This is a genomic window from Bombilactobacillus mellifer, from assembly GCF_000970795.1.
Classification (GTDB): Bacteria; Bacillota; Bacilli; order Lactobacillales; family Lactobacillaceae; genus Bombilactobacillus; species Bombilactobacillus mellifer.
This window is the reverse complement of sequence record NZ_KQ034028.1, coordinates 95,805-115,450: the sequence shown is the minus strand read 5'-3', so window position 1 is coordinate 115,450 and position 19,646 is coordinate 95,805. Positions and strand designations below refer to the sequence as shown.

Sequence of the window (19,646 nt, the reverse complement as noted above, 5' to 3'; positions counted from 1 at the left end):
TATTTAGCGGAGAGGGATTTTTATTCCCTTTAAACAGTAGCCTTCTGAGCTTCATACGAGGCAATCATTACAAAAAGACCTGTCCAAAACGACATTTTGACAGGTCTTTTCATTTTGCATTTTAATGAGTAATTAATCTAAAAATTTGGAATTGGCTGTCACATGAAAACTCTGGGCTATGTCGCGCAACTGATCATCAGTAATCATCTGTTTGATATGACCACCTTGTGCCCCAATTTGGGAATAAATCATCGCTGCTTTTTCGACAGTTTCAATCAAACCAAAAGCTTCATCAATACTTTGACCGACTCCAAAAATCCCATGGTGAGGCCAAATGACAATCCGAAAGTCCTGCATTTTGGCAGCGGTGGTTTCGCCAATCACCGTTGTGCCTGGGGTCATATACGGAATAATTCCCACGCCCTCGGGAAATACAATCATCGATTCCGCTTGCATCTTCCATAACAAACGCGACCAATGCCGTTCATCTAAATCTTGCGTAAACGACAGCGCAATCACATTAGTTGGATGACAGTGCATGACCGCCCGTTGCTGGGAATCATACTTCAACCGCGCTACATGAGACATCAAATGACTAGGAAATTCCGAAGTAGGTGCGGCCCCATCTTCATAACCCCAGACTAATTCGCCTTGATTACCATCTTTACTAATGCGAATTAAACCTAGATCTAAATTTGGTTGATCTATCAGTTTACGAAAATATCTACCCGTCCCCGTAACCAAAAAGTATTGTCCCGCTAAACTTGGAACAGCAAAGCCTAAAGGGATAACTCGATGAACAGTCGCCACATCATCAAAGGCTTGCACTTCTTCTGGAGTCAAACGCACAGATATATTGCCTCCATTGCGTTCATCCCATCCTTGTTGATAAGCTGCCTGCGATACTTTACAAATCTGTTGTACAAACTGGGACTTGCCAAAACTAGTCATTATCTTTTTCACTCCTTGTGTAATTAAACCCTGATTACGCTTCTTATTATTTGTAGATATCCGTCATTAAACCGTCAATTTTTGCTCCGCATAACAATACGATTTCTCATCTACCGTGGCACTTGGCCGCAAGTGTTGTAATCGATTCCAATGCTAAGGTCAAAGATTCACTCCCTGCTAGCATTGCCTCCATTATTACTGACAATACTTGGTTTGCAGGGAGATCAGGATCCGCATTAATGCCCATTGACAGCATAATCACTATAAAGTCAATGTTAAGCTCTCAAATTGGATTAATCAATAGATGATCTAGTTTATTTGGACACTTGCGACTCGTAATGGTGGCCCTCAGTTACCTGTGCGCATACCTATTTTGTACCATCGTAAAATTTTCAAAGCGCTGATTAATGACTTTTATTTGTTCAAGAAGCGCCAACTTGATTTATATTGGAGCAAAAGAAATGACACTCAAAATTTTTAACCTCGGGATTTACCGCCAGAAACATTGACCGTTTGTCCAGTCATGTAACTGGCGCGTTCCGAAAGAAAGAAAGCCACCAAATTCGCCACTTCACTCAATTTGCCACTGCGCCCCAAAGGAATCGTTGACGTATTGGCATATCCTTTTTGTAAATCTTCGATAGTTTCTTGACGTGAATAAGCCAAGGCTTGTTCATAGTCATGGGTGCGCAAAGCCGTTTCTTCTAACACTCCCGGGGCCACGCCAATCATGCGCACATTGTACTGACCTAATTCTTTGGCCCAAGCCCGTGTCAAACCATTGATCGCTCCTTTTGTCCCAGAATAAACCCCTGCTCCTTGTGAACCTTCCAGCCCGGATTCAGAAGACATATTCACAATTACTCCTTGACCCTGCTTTACTAGAATCGGTGCGATCGCCGAAGACATTAAAAACACACTTTTAACATTCACTTGAAACATTTTATCGAAATTGGCCTCATCAATTACATAAGGACTCGCTGGATTCGTCGGATCTACTAGAACTCGTGGAATATTTATCCCCGCGTTATTGACGAGACCATCAATCCGACCAAATTTATGGAGTGTTGCCGTAACTACTTCCTGAACTGCTTGAGCCTGGGTGACATCCGTCTGCACATATAAAAAGTTGGCATGGGTCACTGTCCCTGCGTGTAAGTCGGCATCGACTACATTGGCCCCATCTGCCAATAATTCCTGCACGATTGCGGCTCCAATACCTGAAGAACCACCTGTGACGATGAAAGTTTTCTTTGCTAAATTCAACCAATTATCATTTGTCATGACTGCCACTCTCTTCCTTTTACTTGATTTAATTGTTCACATTGGAAAAACCCTATCTAAGAAATACCCGCCCACTCGACAACTTTTACAAACCGGACCCTGTGCTTGCTGGCTGAAACACTTGGTCCAGCCTGTTGGGGTAATTACTATCTTTGAGCTCTGCATTAACTTTGCGTCAATCCTTCTTACAATGATCAACTGCCGCTGTTTTCAACAACACCCTAGCTATGGCTCCCATCCAGTTGCTCTAATCCATAATATTGACTTGATCTAAATGCGTCTGCTGGTTTAAAGCATTAATCAATGCCGCATCCGTTAATTGATCCGTAATCAAAATGTCAATATCTTGAATTAACATAATGTGATTAGTAAAAACTTTATTGAATTTTTCATGTTCCACACCGACAACTTTAATTTGGCTTTGCTGTAAGGCCTGTCTGGTTAATTGCGACTCGCCAATGTGATGATTGGACAAACCCTTAGCTAAATCAATCCCACTGCCGGAGAAGAAACCAATATTAATATTGAGATGGCGCAGAGCCTGAATTGCATCTAAACCATATAATGAGCCTTCATTTTGGCGAACTGCTCCTCCTAAAACAATCAAATTCAACCCGCGGGTTTTATACAGCTCATTAATGATGGGGATCGAGTTGGTAATCACAGTTAATTCAGATTGGGTATGTAAAATTTTGGCTACCGCTAAACTGGTAGTGCCGTAATCTAAATATACCGTGTCTCCCTTATGCACATATTTGCAGAATTGTTCTGCAATCAATTGCTTAATTTTTACATTGTGATGCAAACGGCGTTCGTAATTGGTTTCATTCAAGGCCACGTTTAAAATAGCCCCTCCTCGAATTGTGCGGGCAATGTTCTGCTTTTCTAAATAATACAGATCCCTGCGCACCGTTTCTCGCGTCACGTTTAAAGTTTTACATAATTCCACGGTTTTCACTGAATTATACTTTTTCAGTAACTTAACAATCACTGCCCGACGAGCGGTTGTGTTCACAAGCTAGACCTTCTTTCTTTGCACTGGAACAACTAAAAAATAACATAATTGACCAGATTTTGCCAATTTATTTTTGGCTTTATCGTTTATAAAGCCATATAAATTATTGCAAGTACCGCTTATATACGTAATTTTTAAGCTAATAAGCCAAACAATTGCAATATCACTGGTTACTTAAGTCCTGAGTAAGCAAGCTCTTCTTCAAATCTCGTTTGACAACTCAGGTTCCACAATGACCCCCCTTACTTTCTGTGATTTTTAAACAATAAAAAACGTTGCTACTTGTCGAAGTAGCAACGTTTAGTTCGCAATTCAGTTTAATCTTTGCTTTTGACTACAACTGGCTGGTGCCAAATCTGAAAAAATAACGTTCCCTGAAGAAAACAACGCCTCGGGGTAAACTTTATTTGAGATCTTTAATCTGGCAGCCTGCTCCATAAACACTTTCCCAATCATGGGTGAAGTCTTGAATAGCTGCCCCAATGGCCGGCGTAGCGAGTGCCGTATCTAAAATGTCCGGTCCCGTGGTAATCGCTTGTGCTCCACTGCGTAAAGCTTGGTTGATCTGATCCACATTGTGGAAACTAGCCGCCAAGGTCTTCGTTGATAAATGTTCGTGCGCGATTTTTTTGGACCAAGCGGCAATGATTTGACTGGCATCAATTCCCATATTCAGCATCCGATTGTAATAAGGTGCTAAATAATCAGCTCCTACAGACATTGCTAAATAACCTTGCATTTCCGTATAAATAGCAGTAGCAGTGATATGAACGCCTTCGGCTTTCAAAATTTTCATTGCTGCCAAGCCGGCTTCATTAGTTGGAACTTTAATGAATACCTCTGAATCAATATTTTGTAAAATTTCATGCGCATCTTCCACCATTTCCGCCGTTTGACCGCCTACTACTTGTACATGCAAACTAGCTTTTGGTCCAATAATTTGGCGAATTTTGCGCAAATGATCAAAGAAAGGTACACGACCTTCTTTTTTGATAATAGTTGGATTAGAGGTAACACCAGCTAACTGAATCGTTTTTTGATAACGTTGAATATCGGCTAAATGAATCGTATCTAATAATAACTCCATACTTGACCCCTTTTCTTAATTTTCAATTATTTTTAAAGTACTACCTTTAATGATATCAGGATAGTTACCGTTTTCAACATATAATGTGCCTGGCAACTCCGCTGTTTGTTTTCCTGTCAGACTAATTGCAATATGACCCAAATTACCTAAATTGCGTTGGACTTCATTGCCTACAGCGGTAATTTGATACTCATGATCATCAATCTGTAAAATCATTCCCGGAACGATAGTGCCCTGTAGCGGGTTCACTGCGATAATATAACAAGAAGAACGTAAAGCATCTGGGGCTTCATTACCAAACAGAATTAACATTTTGATTTCGGCAAATTCTTTGGCCTCTGCGCCAATATCTTGCACTTGAGTTTCATAAATAATTTTTGCATTAGATCGATCCATGACCAATATCTCCTTAATTTTAGTGATTGGAATACAAGCCAAAACTAGCTAGCCAAGCTACCAATACTCGCGGAACACCGTTTAAAAAGCGGGAATACAAAACGGAAGGAACTCCTACTTCAACGGTTTTGGATTCAGCTTCTTCCAAACCTAAGCCTACAGGAATGAAATCACAGGCATTTTGGGTGTTGATGGCAAATAATGCCGGCAAGGCGTACTGCGGGGGAATATTCCCCTTGCCGATTTCCACTCCGATGAGTGTGCCAATAACTTGAGCAATAACGGCTCCGGGTCCTAAGATAGGTGACAAAAATGGCAACGAACAAATAAAGCCTAAAATAACCAATCCCCATATATTACCGGCCAGTGGTACTAACAAATGGGCTAAAGCAGTCCCTAAACCGGAACCATTGATAATCCCAATCAATAAAGCGACAAAAGCCATAAAAGGAATAATCGTATTTAAGACCGTTTGAACAGAATCTTTGGCAGCTTGATTAAAAGTAGAAATAACTTTCCCTGCTCCTAAACCAATACGAGCTAATAAACTTTGTTTGCTAGTTTGTTGCGTAATGGTCTGATTAGTATCATATTTTTGATTATCCGCGGCCTGATCAGCGGCTTGTGCAGTGGACGCTGCATCGGCAGATTCCGGGGTATTCGAGGTGGTTGTGGTCGCAGCAGCGGTTGCATCTGTTAGTTGAATTTGATCTTCTGTGACCCCCGAAACATAGATTTCGGGGGTAATATATTTAGCCAAGGGCCCACTTTTACCTGTCCGTAAGATGTTCACCGTTGGAATCCCTTTTTTCGGATAAATGCCGCACCGCAAAGTTCCACCGCAATCAATAATGGCTAACGCAATTTCATTATCAGGAATTGAAGTTTTAAAACCATCAATTGCTTTCATACCAGTTAACTGTTCAATTTTGTCGACAATGTCCGGGCGACTGCCACCAGTGACATAAATAAACTGATGTTTTTCTTCTGTAGGAGTAATCGTGAGCGGACCGCCCCAGCCGCCGGAACCTTTGGAAATTACAATACTATGCCAAGTACTCATGTTTAGACCTCCTCCTTAATTCTCTTCTACCGAAACTTCTTTAGACAATTGCACACCGGTGGTTCTGCAGACATAGGCCGTTGTAAAATCGGTGACCCAACCGCCAATAAAGTTCATCACAATCCCCACTAACATGTAACGAATAGCTAAATCCATATTATTCAACCCTAATTTATCAATACCTTGCGCAATACCCATCCAGACGAATAATTCTGCCGGATTTATATGTGGAAAGACCCCATTGCTGGTGTGGCAAAATTGGGCTTGCGCTGCGTAATAACTCGGTTTATAAAACTCAGGTAAAAAACGCGCCATCGAAAAGGCCATCGGGTTACCCAACATAAAAGCTGACAAAAAAGGTAATAACAGATAGCGCGTCAAAACGTTTCGGGAAGCCAAACGCGCAAAGCGATTCATTCGCTCTTCACCGACAAACGCAATAATACTATTCATCAAAACCAACAATAGTAACACCACTGGTACAATGGAACTCATCCAGCCAATAAACGTTTTGGCACCACTTTGAAACAAGCCCATAAACGCCTTGGCAAATTCACTAATCCATTTCATAGATGTTCATCTCCTATTAAATTTGATAACTTTTTCACCCGCGTCACCAGTTGTTGTCCCCAAAGATGCATCTGCGAAAACAAAGGCATCGTAAAGACATTGACACTCGTATCAAATTCACTGGCACTCAGTGTCCCCGTTTTGAAGTCAATGAAGTTTTGATAAGCATTCAAAATACATTGTTGAACTAACCGATTAAACTGTTGTAAAAACTGGTGATCCGCCGCCACTACGGCTAAATTCTGATTATTTAATTGTGGCAAAGACTGAAATTTGGCAAAGACGGTGACGCCTTTCATAATCCGCGCTTCTTTAATGCGGCCGGTCTGCTCATCAATTGCCATGAGCATTAGTGTGCCCGACTGAAAGTGTTTCGGATTTTTGCCAATTAACACTTTACCCTGCTGCCGTACTTCACTAAAATTACGTGAAAAATTTTTAATTTGAAAAAAGCCCATGATTCCTTGAAAAAGAAAAGCTAATACTAAAACAATGCCAAAGATGAGAAGCATTTAAATTCCCTCCGTAATCTGCATTAATGATTGCTGTGGATCATAATTCAGCAAATTCTGATACATTTCTTTATTTTGCGAAATCGTTGCAATCATGTCGTATAAAGTTGCTAAAGTCCGCTGCAACTCCTGATCCAGCTTCGATGGAATGCCAATTAAAAAAACAATTCGTACCTGTCCGTTATTGTAATCAACACTGTGGTCAAAGACGCCGATTTCAAAAAAGATACGTTGGTGTTTCGAAGTATCAATTGCATGCGGTAAAGCAATGGCATTTTCAAAAACATTATTTGTCTGCCGTTCACGCTGTTGCCAATTATCTAAAAAGTCTTCATTTAATTGACCTATAGCAATCTGTTCTTCGATCATTTTATAGGTTGCCTGCCAATAGCCATCCTGGCTGGCAATGGCCTTAATGGTAAAATAGCAATTATTATCTCGAATCTCTTTATATACTTGCGCTACGAGAACTTTCGCGACCAGCTCTGTTGTCCGAAAGATATTACTACTCCGGACAATAGGAAAGGCTTTATCTTTGGTAGCAATCGGCACATCGGAAAAAGCAATTAAAAAATCTTCGGTACTGGCTTGAAATTCAGCTGCATCTGTAAAAGATTTAATCTGGATATCTGTTTGAAACAAATCATGTAATTGTTGCGTAATAAATTTTTTCACACCGGAACTAATGTGTCCCACAATCGCAACCGTTTTCACTGGCTGTTCATTGGGCGCCGCATTCAACTCCATTTGATAATATACGGCTAAATAACTGTTTTCCGAATTCACAATGGACAACTGTAAGTCTTGTTCAATAGTCTGGGTAGTGATCAAGGCCAATTCTAAGGCCACCGGATATTTTTCCATGATTTCATCATTTAAACTGTCATCTAATTGCACTTTAAATAAGGCGCGATTAATCAAAAAGATTAAATGATATTTAATTTGTTGAAATAATCGGGGAAAATCCAATGACACATCCATCTGTGTTTTAATTTTTTGAGTGATTTGCTCAAATAACGGTCTTAATTGCTGAACCGCTTGTTCTACTTTGACCGGGTCTAAAACGCTAGTTGCCTTAATTGCTAACGGATAAAATAGAAACTGTAATTCGGCAGTCGTCAATTGGGTATGCAGAATTTGTTCAACATATTGAATTACCGGCTGTAATTTGGCATAATCCAACAAATCCAGATACTGGGGAGAACCATGTTCCAAGCGTAGTTTTCGCGGAATCAAATTGGCGAGAATATTCACATTTTTGGCCACTTTGGAATAACTTGCGGCATCGATGGGCTGCATTAAGTGTTTAAAACGCGTGCGAGTGCCTGTACTCGCAAAAGCATCTATTAAATTGCAATAATCATAAACCCAGTGGGCTAAAAGTAACCCTGCTGTCCAATCAGTCTTAATTTGTAAGCAAATACCATGATTCGGGGCAGACACGATATGTGCTTGATAAGCTTGTAATTCGCGTTTAATTTGTTTGATATCCCGATTTAACGTGGCCTTGCTGACATAAACGGCTTCACTTAAATCATCCAGCGTCACAAAATCTTGAGCAAACAACAAATGTTGAAGAATGATGGCCCTACGTTTCGTAAAATTATTTAAATTTAACGACGATTTCAGATAATTAGTTTGAATATCAGTTAATTTTTGAAAATCATAAACTTTTAAATGATAACGCTGATTATTCACCTTGATTTCTGCAATCCCTGTTAAACTCTCATTCAAATTATGAATCCGATTTAAAATCGTTTTAGCAGAAACATTAAACTGTTTAGTGAGAGCAATCATATCTAAAGAATCACGTTTAATAAATTCGTCTAGTAATTCATAATTGAAATCTGCCATGCACTACTTCCTTTTTTACCCGCGAGATTTGCCTCCCGAAACATTCGTGGTGACCCCCGTAATATAACTAGCTCGATCGGACAAATAATAAGCTACTAAATCCGCGACTTCGCTCAATTTGCCACTGCGACCCAGCGGCGTCGTAGTCTTACTCTTATAACCGGCACGAACATCTTCCACCGTTTTATGACGCGTATAGGCTAATGCTTCTTCATAGCTTAAAGTTCGCAAACCGGTGGCTTCCATAATCCCTGGTGCTACGCCGACCACCCGGACATTATATTCACCTAATTCCTTACCCCAAGAACGTGTAAAACCGTTAATCGCCCCTTTAGTCGCTGAATAAACGCTTTGACCTACAGAGCCTTCCAAACCAGCTTCCGAAGACATATTAACAATGGCTCCATGCCCTTGAGCTACCAAAATCCGGCCCACTGCTTGCGCCATCAAAAAAACACTTTTCACATTGACACTAAACATTTTCTCAAAATCGGCTACCTTAAACTCATATTTTCCATGCGGATCTTTGGGATCTACCAATAATCGCGGTAAGTTGATACCCGCATTATTCACTAATCCATCTAAACGTCCCCGTTCTTGTTGCACTTGCGCAACTAAATTATCTACATCCGCAGGTGCCGTGACATCCGTTTGAACATAGGTATACCGTGGGGCTTGTTCGTCACCCGCCTGGAGATCAGCATTATAAACGTAAGCTCCATCATTCAATAATTCTTGCACGATTGCAGCGCCAATTCCCGAGGAGCCTCCCGTCACAATGTAAACACGATTTGTAAGGCCCAACCAATCCGAATTACTCATTTTAAATCCTCCTCCAATCGACTATAGTTACATCTTAGAGGTAGCGCTTTCAAAAATTAATTCCATGATTTTCCGGTCGTTTAGAAAATCATGGAATTAATCCACTATCTTGAGTTTTAATCAAAGATTATCAAAACTATCTTTTAAAGAAGTACTGAAGCCAGTTTTCTAACAAAACTGTAGTCGAAAGCTAACAAAAATTGTTACCATACAGTACTAGTTAGTTTGATACAATTACTAGTCAGAATTGCTATAGAAGAGATAATTGCGAAATGCTCAGCTCTGAACCTATCTGCATCATGGCAAAGATAGCTTACCTCTGCTTGTTGTTTACTTTGAACGATCGCCCGTTTTACAATTGCCCAACATAAGATCCACTGGTAGTCGTTTGCCCAGATTGATGAACTTTAGTAACACCGGAGCTTTTTATTTATCTTTATGGATGAGCCATATTGGAAAACCAGCCAGCTCCCACAGCCAAAAAGATCTCCGATTAATCTTCTGACTAAGTTTTTAAAACAAAAAAAACAACCCCGATAGAAGATCTTCTTGGAGTTGTTTGTAGTTCAAATTTTATTTTTTTAGGAATAAGTGCTTAAGTTAGCTTCTCCAGCTTTGTGCGTCCTAATAATACCGAACTGGTGACCACGGATAAGGAACTAAAGGCCATCGCCAGCCCTGCTAATTCGGGGCTCAAAGTCCACCCGAAACCCGCAAAGACACCAGCGGCAATCGGGATCCCTAAGATATTGTAAATAAAAGCCCAAAATAAATTGAGTTTAATGCGTTGGAAAGTTTTTCGACTGAGAGCCAACGCTTGTGGTACTCCCCACAAGTCATTTTTGGTTAAAACAATCCCCCCGGCTTCAATCGCGATATCGGTACCGGAACCCATGGCAATACCGACATCTGCCGCACTTAAAGCGGGAGCATCATTAATCCCATCTCCGACAAAAGCTACCTTGCCTTGTTGTTGCAAGTGCTGGACTTGTTGGGCTTTAGTCGTCGGTAAAACACCGGCAATTACTTGATCAATCCCCACTTGGTGGGCAATCGCTTGGGCTACTACTTGATTATCCCCCGTCAACATCACGGTTTGCAAACCCTGCTTTTTTAAGGCGGAGATAGCTGCCGCAGCCTCGGACTTAGGTTGATCTTGAATTGCAATGAGCCCGATTACTTGTTGTTCTTGGCCTACAAAAATAACTGTTTTAGCCGCTGCTTCCAAAACTTGCGCTTGTTGTTGCAATTGATCCGAAATGGAGTAATTGGCCGCTAAGCGATGATTGCCAACAAAGGTCGCACTACCAGCTAAGTCAGCGGTAACGCCTTGACCAGTATGCGTTTGAAAATTGGTTACCGCCGCCAAAGACAAATGCTGTTGTTGTGCGGCTTGTAAAATAGCTTGGGCCAAGGGATGTTCCGACAGTTTTTCTAAACTGGCTGCGATTTGTAAAACTTGGACAGTATCCCCCACAATATCCGTGACCGTGGGTTGTCCTTGGGTAATAGTTCCGGTTTTATCAAAGACTACAGTTTGTAAATCATTGGCAGCTTCTAAAACTTCGCCATTTTTAATCAGAATGCCTAATTTGGCTCCCAGACCCGTGCCCACCATTAAAGCCGTGGGCGTAGCTAAACCCAGCGCGCAAGGACAGGCAATAACTACCACCGAAACGGCAAAAATTAAGGCTTGAGCATTGCTGGCGTTGAGTCCCAAATACCAAATCAAATAGGTAATGATTGCAATGATTAAGACTATTGGCACAAAAAAATTGGATACTTGATCTGTCAGCTTTTGAATCGGAGCATGACTATTTTGGGCCTTACGGACTAATTCCACAATCTGCGCCAACATGGTTTGATCGCCGACCTTTTGCGCTTGAAAAGTCAACGTTCCGGTAGTATTGATCGTAGCGCCAATTACTTGATCTCCGGGTTTTTTGAGCGCTGGCATGCTTTCTCCCGTCACCATGGCTTCATCCACCGTTGACTCTCCCGTCAGCACTTTACCATCGACTGCAATTTTGGCCCCCGGCTTAACTTGAATTAGATCGCCTACTTGAACTTCATTGAGCGGTAATTCTACCCATTGGTCGGCCCGTTGGACGGTAGCCGTTTGTGCCTGTAAATCCATTAATTTTTCCAAAGCGGTAGAGGCTCGGGACCGCATCCGTTCTTCCAAGACTTGACCTAATAACACGAAGGTGGTGACTAAGGCTGCACTCTCAAAAAAAACTGCTTGGTGGGTCAACATCGCATAAATACTATAGACATAAGCAGTAGTGGTGCCTACGGCAACTAAGGTATCCATATTGGCATGGTGCTTTTTGAAGGCGGCCCAAGCACTTTGAGCAAAGGGTCGAGCAGAAATAATCATAATGATCGTGGTTAATCCTAACATCGTCCAGTTCCCACCAGGCAACATCCAATGAATCAATGGATGAAGTACCATCTCCAATACCATAGGTAATGATAATATTAAAGATACTCCAAAACGCCACTTTAAACTCATGGCTCAATCACAACTTTGCCATGAACCATATCCATACCACAAGCAAAGTTATAGGTTCCCGCTTGCTCTGTGGCGATGGTGACTGTTTGGGGTTCATTCAATGCCAAATCTAATTTAAAACCCAAACTTTGCGATTGGACTTGTTGTAAACAGCCTCGATCACTCGTCCGCACAAACGTTAGTTGGGCCGGCTGCCCTTGCTGAAATTTCACAACTGCCGGTTGATATTGACCATCGACGATAATTGTTTGTTTTTGCATTGCCATCATTTATTCCTCCTGTGCCGCTTGAATGATTAATTTGCCATGAAACATATCCATACCACAAGCCCAAGAATACTCACCTGCAGTTTGCGTATCAATTTTAATAGGAACTACTTGATTTTGGGGCAAGGCTTGATTAATCCCAAAATCCGGAAAGACCACATGATCTAAACAACTGGAGGGATCGCTGCGGCGAAAATTCAAGACCGCTGGAATCCCTTGGCGCAAGACCACTGTTTCCGGATCATAACCGCCAGCCACTTGCACATCGACTACTTGTTGTTGGTCTTGCACTTGCGCTGTTGCCGTCGTGGTGGCATGGGGTAATAAAAACCACCAAATAATCAAGCCGATTAATACTAAACCTAAGCAGAAAACAATTATTTTAGTCATCTTGCGTCTCCTTTCCGATGCAACAATGATCTGCAGTTGCCAAACAATTGCAAGGAACGCTTTGGGGCGCACTGGGCAGTTTGGTAGTCAAAATTTTTTGTAATTGGTGGATATCCGTTTGACTTAACGGGCTTTGTTGTACTAGATGCTGTAATATGGATCCTTTTTTCATATCACAAATTTGCTGCCAGCAATTTTCGGCCAAGTCCACTTGCGCTTGCCCTTCGGTAATTTGTGGGGAATAGACAAAATGATGCGGTGTCTTTTGGGTTTGTAAAGCGCCTTTTTGAACTAAACGCCGTAATAAAGTTTTAATGGTGGAAGCACTCCAAGCTTGCTGTTGCTGGGCGGCTTGAATGATTTCCCTACTACTGGCGGTTTTTAAAGTCCAGACAACCCGCATTAATTCCCATTCCGCCGAGCTGATCTGCTTACTTGTACTTGTCAACTATCGGCCTCCCTTTCTTAATGTTTACATTTGTCAACTGAACTTATCATACCCGTTTGGTTTACATTTGTAAACCATTTACTCAAAAAAATCATCTCTCAGCCGAGAGATGAAAAAAAGTGGACTTTTTAAACATTAATTTGAATGATCAAGCAATTGCTGGTAGACATCGACTAATTCACCCGCCAAATCGCGAAAGGTTCGGGCATTCATTAAATGATCTTGCGCGTGAATCATTAAAAAGGTAACGGTTGATTGCTTCTTTGCAACGGTTTCAGTCAACATTTGCGATTGCGTTTGCTGGGCTTGACTTAAGAATTGGTCAGACTCCTGCAATTTTTGCAGAGCTTGCACAAAATTTTGTTTTTTAGCTGCTTTAATGGCCTCAAAAGCAGCCCCTTTGGCATTACAACCAGTAATAATCAAGCCCATCAGAATTTCTAAATGCGTGGGGATAGCGGCCATGAACTCCTCCGTGATCTTCAGATTTAGTTAGTTATCGGGGTTTTAATTGCGGCATAATGGTAGCTGTTCTGTTGACAGTGGTGTCCTAAAATGAGAAACAATTACTGCCCTAAAGAGCACACAATATTCTGCCCTTAATAGTCAAAACTAATTGGGTGTTGACTGGATTGCTCTTTTAAGGGGCAATTAAATTTAAAATAGCGGTCGCATCAATGCCATGGAAATATTGATCTAAGTCAATCGGTTGTAGCGCCTGTTGTAAAGCATCATAGTTATAAACCACGCCCACAAGCTGTTGTTCCAATTGCTGTACATCTTGCGAACCGAAAAAATCGCCGTAAAATTTGATACCTTGAATTTTGCCATGCTCGATTTGTAACCGGGCATCAATTGTTCCCATATCAAAATGCTTACGATTTTTCACAGTAAATTTTGGCGATTTGCCATAGACCCAATCCCAATTGTCATAGTATTGCTGACGCAATTGATCAATTTGGGCTTGATCAGCCGCGGTAATTTGATATTCGTGCTCTTGAATATCTGCCAAATTATCAGCATGGAACAATGCCAATAATAAAATATCCCGAAATTGTTCTGTGGTCAGATTTTGATACTCTGGTTTTAAGTAAGGACGGATATTAGTGACGCGGCTGCGAATGGATTTAATTCCCTTAGATTGAATTTTATCAGGGTTCACTTTCAAGGCATGGGTCAAAACATCTAAGTCGACATCATAGGACAATGTTCCGTGCGAGAAAGTTTTGCCATTGCGTGTATACATTGCATTTCCGGAAAATTTTTTGCCATCAATTAAAATATCATTCCGGCCAGAAACTGCTGCCCCTGTTGCGCCTAATTGATGTAAGGCGTCGACCATGGGTTGAGTAATTTTTTGAAAGTCGCCAAATTTTTCATCTTGCGCATCCACCACAAAACTGAAGCATAAATTACCTAAATCCTGATATACTGCCCCACCACCTGAAAGCCGGCGAGTTACCGTGATCTGATGTTCACGGACATAATCATTATTTAATTCTTCCATTGTGTTTTGGTTCCGGCCGACAATGATACAAGGCTTTTCAATATAGAATAATACTAAAGGTTCATCAAAGTTTTTCTGATTCATTAAATATTGTTCTGTGGCTAAATTCTCGCGAATATCCCGCGAAGGCATGACAACATAATACATAACTTACAGTACTCCTTTACTTTAAAGTAACTTGACGCTAGCCGATTTTCCACTGAAATAATCCCATCTTATGACTAGCTTTTTCCAGCACAAAATGGCCGTGGAACAAAGCAGTTGCGATAATCAGTGCCCTGAATTGCTAAACACTGAGAGCAGCCCCAATTTTTTGCTGGTGTTCCTACTTAAATGTCTAATTTAAAAATAATTCACTACTTATCAAAAAGCAAGCGGTTTCTTTAATTTGCTGAGCTGTAAAAGCAGATAAAACTACACCCCCGCTTGAGAGATATGGTATATTGATATTCAGAAAAAATGTAATTTTTATTTTGTAAAGGAGCTACGATTGGAGTTTTTAATTAATCTCTATAAACCTTTTTTTGATCTGCATAATTGGCAGACGGTTATTACTTCTCCCAATGATTGGTTGTTAATTTTATCGTTAGTAATTATGGAATGTTTACTGTCAGTAGATAATTCGATTGTCTTAGCTGCCCAAGCCCATACGCTACCTCAACGCAAGCAACAAGAAGAGGCTTTGTTTTACGGAATCTGGGGAGCTTTTATTTTCCGATTTTTAGTTATTGGTATTGGCACTTATCTAATTAATTTAGTTTGGATTAAGGTCTTAGGTAGTTTATATCTGGTTTACATGTCGTGGCGTTTTTTCCATGAAAAAATTACTAAAAAGAAAAAGAAAATCCATCTTTTTCGTATTAAAGGCCTCTCTCCAGTATGGCAGGTTGTTATCTCTGTAGAATTTACTGATATCATGTTTTCGTTGGATTCCGTTTTGACACTGATTGCGGTATCCAATAATCCCGTCATTATTTTAATCGGTAGTATTGTAGGTATTGTGGCTATGAGAGGGGTAGCTGAACTAATTATGGACCTCATGAATAAAATCCCCGAGTTGGAACCAATGGCTTATATCTTGATCTTTTTCATTGCGGCAAAACTTTTCCTATCTATTCCAGCCATTGATATCGAAATTCCGACTTCTATCTTTACGCTCGTGCTGGTCGTTGCTTTTGTAATCACTTTTATCATTCATTTTTGGCGAAAACATCACCGTTCTAATTAAATGATCTGGCTTAGCTATAACCCATAGCTAAGCCTTTTTATTTAGCACAGACTGCTCTTCAGCCTAGCGCTGCACTCTTTTGCTAGCAGACTTTGATCTGGAGTAAAAAAATCATTAGCACTCATCAATTTATAGTGATAATTACTTGCATCTTATCAAAAAAAGGACTATTATAATGATGTAATCAGAAAGGAAGTAATCAATGATGGCAAACAATTTAATGAACCGGCGTGGTGATATGTTTGATATGTTTAATGACATGGATCGGTGGTTTAACGATTGGAATCATGCCTTACCAAATAACAATATGAAAACAGATGTAGCTGAATCCAAAGCAGCTTATGATGTCAAAATTGACCTGCCAGATATTGATAAAAAAGACATTACTCTAGATTACGATCATGACATCTTGACGGTTTCCGCTCATCGCGATTCTTTAAGTGACGCCAGCAATCAACAAGGCGATATGATTATGAATGAACGTTCTTTTGGACGCTTCAGCCGGCAATATCGTCTACCTAATGTTGATCGTCCCGGCATTACCGCGAAATATGAAGACGGCTGCTTAAAAATTCATCTACCTAAAGCTCATGAATTACCCCACAATGATCATAAAATAGAAATTCAATAATTAATGAACTATTTAAAAAAGAGTACCTCTTACAAACCAGAGGTACTCTTTTTTTGTCCTATCAAACCAGTACTAAGTTAATGTGGATCGGCAGCTTGTTCACTGGCTGCTTGCTGAGGCAAAACTAGATTTAAAATAATTCCTAAAATAGTCGCTACAGCTAACCCGGAAAACTGATACTGTCCAATCTGCAAATAAGCATTCCCAATTCCAATCACCAAAATCAACGAACCAATCATTAAATTACGCTTTTGATTAAAGTCAACCTGATTATCAATGAGAATTCGTAACCCACTGGAAGCAATCACGCCAAACAATAAGAAACTAATCCCGCCAATAACTGGTGAAGGAATGCTTTGAATAAGGGCACTCAATTTGCCGACAAAACCAAAAATCATTGCTAAAACTGCGGCACCACCAATAACCCACACACTATAAATTTTAGTAATGGCCATCACGCCAATATTTTCGCCATAACTCGTAATCGGTGGCCCACCAATTAAACCAGCCAAAATCGAGGCCGTGCCATCACCTGCCAAGGTATGATTTAAACCGGGATCTTTAAAGAAATTGCGATGAGTTAATCCGTCTAAGACCATAATATGGCCCATATGTTCCGTCATCGTCACAAAAGCAATCGGCGCTAAACTCACAATGGCTCCCCAATAAAAGTGCGGTCGATAGGTCACAAAAGGTATTTCAAAATCAGGGATCTTAAACCAAGGGGTCTGCAATACCGGCGTAAAATTCACCAAGCCACAGGCCACAGCAATCAGATATCCGACAATAATTCCCAGCAATATCGCAATTTGGCTCCAAAAACCCTTGAGATACATATTAAAAGCCACTGTCACTAACGCGGTTACCAGTGCCACGATAAAATATTTCACATCATAATTCTTACCGTTCATAGTGGCATCTTTGGCGGCCGTACCCGCTAACGATAACCCAATCACAATCACAATTGGGCCCACGACAATGGGCGGCAAAGCACGATCAATCCAATCGGACCCAATAGCCGCTACGATTAATGAAGCAATTAAATATACGACTCCGACTGCAATAGTTCCCTGGGCAATGCCGGGATAGCCTACAGTTTTCATTAAAGCTACCATCGGTACAATGAAAGAAAAGCTGGAACTCATATAAGCAGGAATTTTACCTTTAGTAATCAGAATATACATCAACGTGCCGACACCAGAACTAAAGAGCGCAATCCCCGGATTGAGTCCAACTAAAATTGGCACCAAGACAGTGGAACCAAACATTGCAAACAAATGCTGTAACGACAAGCCAAACCAATGACCGGGCGTGGGACGATCAGAAATATCCAGCACAATTTCCTGATTTTTCGTTGCCATTGAATTTCCTCCCGAAAAAAATCCCCATAGTCGTGAACTATGAGGAGTTAAGTGGTTTACAAGGATTCTTAGTTAACCTTCACAGTCTCACGGGACTATTCTTAAAGGATTGATTTTGTACATGTTAAAATGAAAAGTAGTAATTGTCAACTATGACTTCTTTTGTTTGTAGTGGTCCCCTCAAGAGTTCACCTGAAGACCTGGTTTCTACGAGTTTTCGTTGACAAATGACATATGCAGCAGTGTCTAGTGAATAACTTAGCACTGCTACTAGCAGTTATGCAAAAAGAATTGCCCCCCCAAATTTGCTGGAGAGCAAGCACAACTATTTTTCAATAATTACTTATGCAAACCTTGCCAATGCCACGGATCTTGACGCCATTGTGTTAAGGAGGCGAATTCTTGTGCACTAAACTGCCCCTGGGCATGGGCTTGTTGGGTCAAAGTGCTGTAATTAGTCAGTGTGTGTAATGGTATTTGGGCTTGGGCAAAATTATTTTGACTGTCAGGCAGTTCATAACTGAAAATGGCCGCCACTCCTAGCACTTGCGCTTTAGTTTGTGCGACTACTTGGACTGCTTTTAAAGCACTGCCGCCTGTAGAAATCAAATCATCCAAAACTACAACTTTGTCAGCGGCCTGCATTTGATAGCCTTCTACTTGTTGCCCTGTACCATGGTCTTTGGGCTGCGGGCGCACGTAGCTCAAAGGTAGTGCTAAACGATCTGCAGCCAAAGTGGCATGTGGAATCCCGGCAGTCGCCACACCGGCCACGACAGTTGCTTGAGGATAATAAGTTTGAATTAACTCAGCCAAGCCGGCGGCAATATGTTGGCGCACCAGCGGATAGGCGATAGTTTTACGATTGTCCGTATAAATCGGGGATTGGATGCCACTGGCCCAAGTGAACGGTTGATATAAATTTAATTGCACTGCTTGAATATCCAACAAATCTGTGGCAATTTGTTGATTAAAATCAGACATTATTCGGCACTCCATTCTTGTAAAATTTGCTGATACACGGCGACAGGATCTGCGGCGCGGGTAATCGGCCGTCCCACTACTAAACCATCGCTGCCCAATTGCGCCGCCTGTTGCGGTGTCACGACGCGTTCCTGATCGTCGGCAGTCATGGTTTGTAGCCGAATACCGGGATTAATACATAAGAAATTGGCACTGGTTGCTTGATGAATTTTCGGATCTTCTAACGCCGAAGCAATCACGCCATCAGCCCCATTTGCTTGTGCCAATTGCGCTAAATGGGTGACCGATTCCGGCAAGGAAGTCTGTACCTGCAATTCTTGTTGCATCTGTTGTTCAGACATCGACGTTAATTGTGTCACGGCAAGTAATTTTGGACGTGGTGTGCCGGGTTGATGCCCTTGAGCTAAACCACGTTGAGCTGCTTGAATCATTTTACTGCCGCCCAGAGCCATCACTGTTAAATAAGCTACTTGTTGTTGAGCTAGTTGTGCGGCAGCTTGTTGCACAGTATGGGGAATATCACATAGTTTCAAATCCAAAAACACTTGAATGTGGCGTTGTTGAAAAATTTGCAGCAATTGCGGACCCGCATTGTAAAATAATTCCATGCCTACTTTCACCGCTAATGGTTGTGTTGCTGGAAATTGATCTAAAAAATCGAGTGCTTCGGCCTGTGAAGCAAAATCTAAAGCAATAAATACCGGTTTCATGATTACCACCTTTAACCAATTACATTTGCTAGCGGTAGCTTAAACCAAGAAT

The 19,646-nt window shown here is 41.1% G+C and carries 21 protein-coding genes; 2 read left to right on the top strand and 19 right to left on the bottom strand.

The window, feature by feature from the left end; translation table 11 throughout:
- Positions 1–132: 132 nt before the first annotated feature.
- The 16 genes from rhaD to lplA form a co-directional block, all read right to left on the bottom strand.
- Positions 133–951, bottom strand: a complete 819-nt coding sequence (gene rhaD, locus JG30_RS00505) for a rhamnulose-1-phosphate aldolase (protein ID WP_046315243.1) — start codon at positions 949–951, stop codon at positions 133–135.
- Between the two features lie 477 nt (positions 952–1,428).
- Entirely contained in the window at positions 1,429–2,235 is an 807-nt protein-coding gene (locus tag JG30_RS00500) for an SDR family oxidoreductase (protein ID WP_046315241.1), read from the bottom strand.
- Between the two features lie 247 nt (positions 2,236–2,482).
- A complete protein-coding gene (locus tag JG30_RS00495) occupies positions 2,483–3,250 on the bottom strand; it encodes a DeoR/GlpR family DNA-binding transcription regulator (protein WP_046315240.1) in 768 nt (255 codons plus the stop codon).
- A gap of 403 nt (positions 3,251–3,653) precedes the next feature.
- Entirely contained in the window at positions 3,654–4,337 is a 684-nt protein-coding gene (locus JG30_RS00490) for a fructose-6-phosphate aldolase (RefSeq protein ID WP_046315237.1), read from the bottom strand.
- 15 nt (positions 4,338–4,352) lie between these two features.
- Positions 4,353–4,733 carry a PTS glucitol/sorbitol transporter subunit IIA gene (locus JG30_RS00485; protein WP_046315235.1) on the bottom strand — a complete coding sequence of 127 codons (381 nt, stop codon included), beginning with the start codon at positions 4,731–4,733 and terminating at the stop codon, positions 4,353–4,355.
- A 19-nt stretch (positions 4,734–4,752) separates the two neighbouring features.
- On the bottom strand, positions 4,753–5,796 hold the full coding sequence (gene srlE / locus JG30_RS00480; protein WP_046315233.1) for a PTS glucitol/sorbitol transporter subunit IIB: 1,044 nt from the start codon (positions 5,794–5,796) through the stop codon (positions 4,753–4,755).
- Between the two features lie 15 nt (positions 5,797–5,811).
- Complete coding sequence (srlA, locus tag JG30_RS00475) at positions 5,812–6,366, bottom strand: PTS glucitol/sorbitol transporter subunit IIC (protein WP_046315232.1); 555 nt, start codon at positions 6,364–6,366, stop codon at positions 5,812–5,814.
- Complete coding sequence (locus JG30_RS00470) at positions 6,363–6,878, bottom strand: transcriptional regulator GutM (protein ID WP_046315230.1); 516 nt, start codon at positions 6,876–6,878, stop codon at positions 6,363–6,365. The genes srlA and JG30_RS00470 overlap by 4 nt, the downstream gene beginning before the upstream one ends.
- Positions 6,879–8,732 (bottom strand): BglG family transcription antiterminator, encoded by a 1,854-nt coding sequence (locus JG30_RS00465; RefSeq protein ID WP_046315228.1) that lies wholly within the window; start codon positions 8,730–8,732, stop codon positions 6,879–6,881.
- Positions 8,733–8,747: 15 nt separating this feature from the next.
- The gene (locus JG30_RS00460; RefSeq protein WP_046315226.1) at positions 8,748–9,554 is read right to left on the bottom strand and encodes an SDR family oxidoreductase; all 807 of its coding nucleotides are present in this window, start codon (positions 9,552–9,554) and stop codon (positions 8,748–8,750) included.
- Positions 9,555–10,149: 595 nt separating this feature from the next.
- The gene (locus JG30_RS00455) at positions 10,150–12,069 is read right to left on the bottom strand and encodes a copper-translocating P-type ATPase (RefSeq protein WP_046315224.1); all 1,920 of its coding nucleotides are present in this window, start codon (positions 12,067–12,069) and stop codon (positions 10,150–10,152) included.
- On the bottom strand, positions 12,066–12,335 hold the full coding sequence (locus JG30_RS00450) for a cupredoxin domain-containing protein (RefSeq protein WP_376856426.1): 270 nt from the start codon (positions 12,333–12,335) through the stop codon (positions 12,066–12,068). The genes JG30_RS00455 and JG30_RS00450 overlap by 4 nt, the downstream gene beginning before the upstream one ends.
- A gap of 3 nt (positions 12,336–12,338) precedes the next feature.
- A complete protein-coding gene (locus JG30_RS00445) occupies positions 12,339–12,725 on the bottom strand; it encodes a cupredoxin domain-containing protein (RefSeq protein ID WP_046315222.1) in 387 nt (128 codons plus the stop codon).
- Entirely contained in the window at positions 12,718–13,173 is a 456-nt protein-coding gene (locus JG30_RS00440; RefSeq protein ID WP_052725139.1) for a CopY/TcrY family copper transport repressor, read from the bottom strand. The genes JG30_RS00445 and JG30_RS00440 overlap by 8 nt, the downstream gene beginning before the upstream one ends.
- Positions 13,174–13,308: 135 nt before the next feature.
- A complete protein-coding gene (locus JG30_RS00435) occupies positions 13,309–13,638 on the bottom strand; it encodes a PTS sugar transporter subunit IIA (protein WP_046315219.1) in 330 nt (109 codons plus the stop codon).
- A gap of 175 nt (positions 13,639–13,813) precedes the next feature.
- On the bottom strand, positions 13,814–14,827 hold the full coding sequence (lplA, locus tag JG30_RS00430) for a lipoate--protein ligase (RefSeq protein ID WP_046315217.1): 1,014 nt from the start codon (positions 14,825–14,827) through the stop codon (positions 13,814–13,816).
- A gap of 343 nt (positions 14,828–15,170) precedes the next feature.
- Between lplA and JG30_RS00425 the strand changes: the two genes are divergently transcribed.
- The gene (locus JG30_RS00425; protein ID WP_046315215.1) at positions 15,171–15,908 is read left to right on the top strand and encodes a TerC family protein; all 738 of its coding nucleotides are present in this window, start codon (positions 15,171–15,173) and stop codon (positions 15,906–15,908) included.
- Positions 15,909–16,110: 202 nt separating this feature from the next.
- Positions 16,111–16,539, top strand: a complete 429-nt coding sequence (locus JG30_RS00420; RefSeq protein ID WP_232354680.1) for an Hsp20/alpha crystallin family protein — start codon at positions 16,111–16,113, stop codon at positions 16,537–16,539.
- A gap of 77 nt (positions 16,540–16,616) precedes the next feature.
- On the opposite strand, the gene JG30_RS00415 is transcribed toward JG30_RS00420, so the two are convergent.
- From JG30_RS00415 to pyrF, 3 genes are all read right to left on the bottom strand, one after another.
- Positions 16,617–17,900, bottom strand: coding sequence for a solute carrier family 23 protein (locus tag JG30_RS00415; protein ID WP_046315213.1), 1,284 nt, complete (start codon positions 17,898–17,900; stop codon positions 16,617–16,619).
- A gap of 339 nt (positions 17,901–18,239) precedes the next feature.
- Complete coding sequence (gene pyrE / locus JG30_RS00410) at positions 18,240–18,884, bottom strand: orotate phosphoribosyltransferase (protein WP_046315211.1); 645 nt, start codon at positions 18,882–18,884, stop codon at positions 18,240–18,242.
- Positions 18,884–19,594: an orotidine-5'-phosphate decarboxylase gene (gene pyrF, locus JG30_RS00405; RefSeq protein ID WP_046315209.1), complete on the bottom strand. Its 711-nt coding sequence runs from the start codon at positions 19,592–19,594 to the stop codon at positions 18,884–18,886. The genes pyrE and pyrF overlap by 1 nt, the downstream gene beginning before the upstream one ends.
- Between the last annotated feature and the right edge of the window lie 52 nt (positions 19,595–19,646).